General features: G+C 57.3%; 2 protein-coding genes. Both read right to left on the reverse strand.

Features of this window, described 5'->3' with window-relative positions; genetic code table 11:
• Positions 1 to 87 precede the first annotated feature (87 nt).
• Complete coding sequence (locus B4E36_RS11230; protein WP_018066384.1) at positions 88 to 429, reverse strand: GIY-YIG nuclease family protein; 342 nt, start codon at positions 427 to 429, stop codon at positions 88 to 90.
• Positions 430 to 615: 186 nt separating this feature from the next.
• Positions 616 to 1221 (reverse strand): SufD family Fe-S cluster assembly protein (locus tag B4E36_RS11235; protein WP_345900353.1); only part of this gene is annotated, 606 nt, incomplete at its 5' end.

Consider the following 1221-nt stretch of genomic DNA (forward strand, 5'->3'; position numbering starts at 1 on the left):
GATCCTCGGGACAAGCCCGAGGATGACGCCGTTGGGTGGGGCTGGTTCTGTCAAAGCCGACATTGTCTGGTCACCGACATCGCTCGTTCAATTGTAGTCTCCAGACTTCCGCATTCCGGGATGCGGCCTATACACATTCTCGATTTCATCAATTCGTTCGAATAAATCCAGCCAGTTCGGGTTCAGTTCCTCGACAAGTCTGATCTTCCATTCTCTCCGATAGCGCTTCAAGGATTTCTCTCTCTGAATTGCCAGTACGATATTCGGATGCAGTTCAAGCCAGACCAGATTTTTCGCCCTGTATTTCGATGTAAAACCTTCGTGCGTTTCGTTTCTGTGTTCCCACACACGCCCGTGGATGTCGCTCGTGACACCAGTGTAGAGAACGCCGCGCGGCTTGTCGGACATCATGTAGACATAGCCTGACATTGCGCCCGCAACCCCTCGTTTTCGTCATCCTCGGGCTTGACCCGAGGATCTAATCACGTCCCCATGCGAGCGGAGTACCGGGTTGCATTCAGCCTTACCAGTCCTCGCTCGAACAAACCCGCGTCTCATTCTCAGCACGGTGGTAAGATCCTCGGGTCAAGCCCGAGGATGACGCTGCGGGGATGGCTAGCCAACGCTTCCTTCCAGCGAAATCCCGATCAGCTTCTGCGCCTCGACCGCGAATTCCATCGGCAGTTCCTGGATCACCTCGCGGACGAAACCGTTGACAATCAGCGCGATCGCCTCTTCTTCGGGAATGCCGCGCTGCATGCAGTAGAACAGCTGGTCCTCGGAAATCTTCGAGGTGGTGGCCTCATGCTCGAAACGGGCGGATGCATTGCCGGCCTCGATGTAAGGCACGGTGTGGGCGCCGCATTTGTCGCCGATGAGCAGCGAGTCGCACTGGGTGAAGTTGCGCGCGTTTTCCGCCTTGCGGTGGGCCGAGACCTGGCCGCGATAGGTGTTATTGGAAACGCCCGCCGAAATGCCCTTGGAGATGATGCGGCTCGACGTGTTCTTGCCGAGATGGATCATCTTGGTGCCGCTGTCGATCTGCTGATGGCCGTTGGAGACGGCGATCGAATAGAACTCGCCGCGCGAATTGTCGCCGCGCAACAGGCAGGAGGGGTACTTCCAGGTGATCGCCGAGCCGGTTTCGACCTGCGTCCACGAAATCTTGGAATTGTCGCCCCGGCAATCGCCGCGCTTGGTGACGAAGTTGTAGATGCCGCC

Source organism: Martelella sp. UBA3392, assembly GCF_002358775.1.
GTDB lineage: Bacteria > Pseudomonadota > Alphaproteobacteria > Rhizobiales > Rhizobiaceae > Martelella > Martelella mediterranea.

Excerpts from the sequence above, each read along its gene's own strand:
- B4E36_RS11230 (WP_018066384.1), bottom strand. The coding sequence starts at position 429 with ATGTCAGGCTATGTCTACATGATGTCCGACAAGCCGCGCGGCGTTCTC.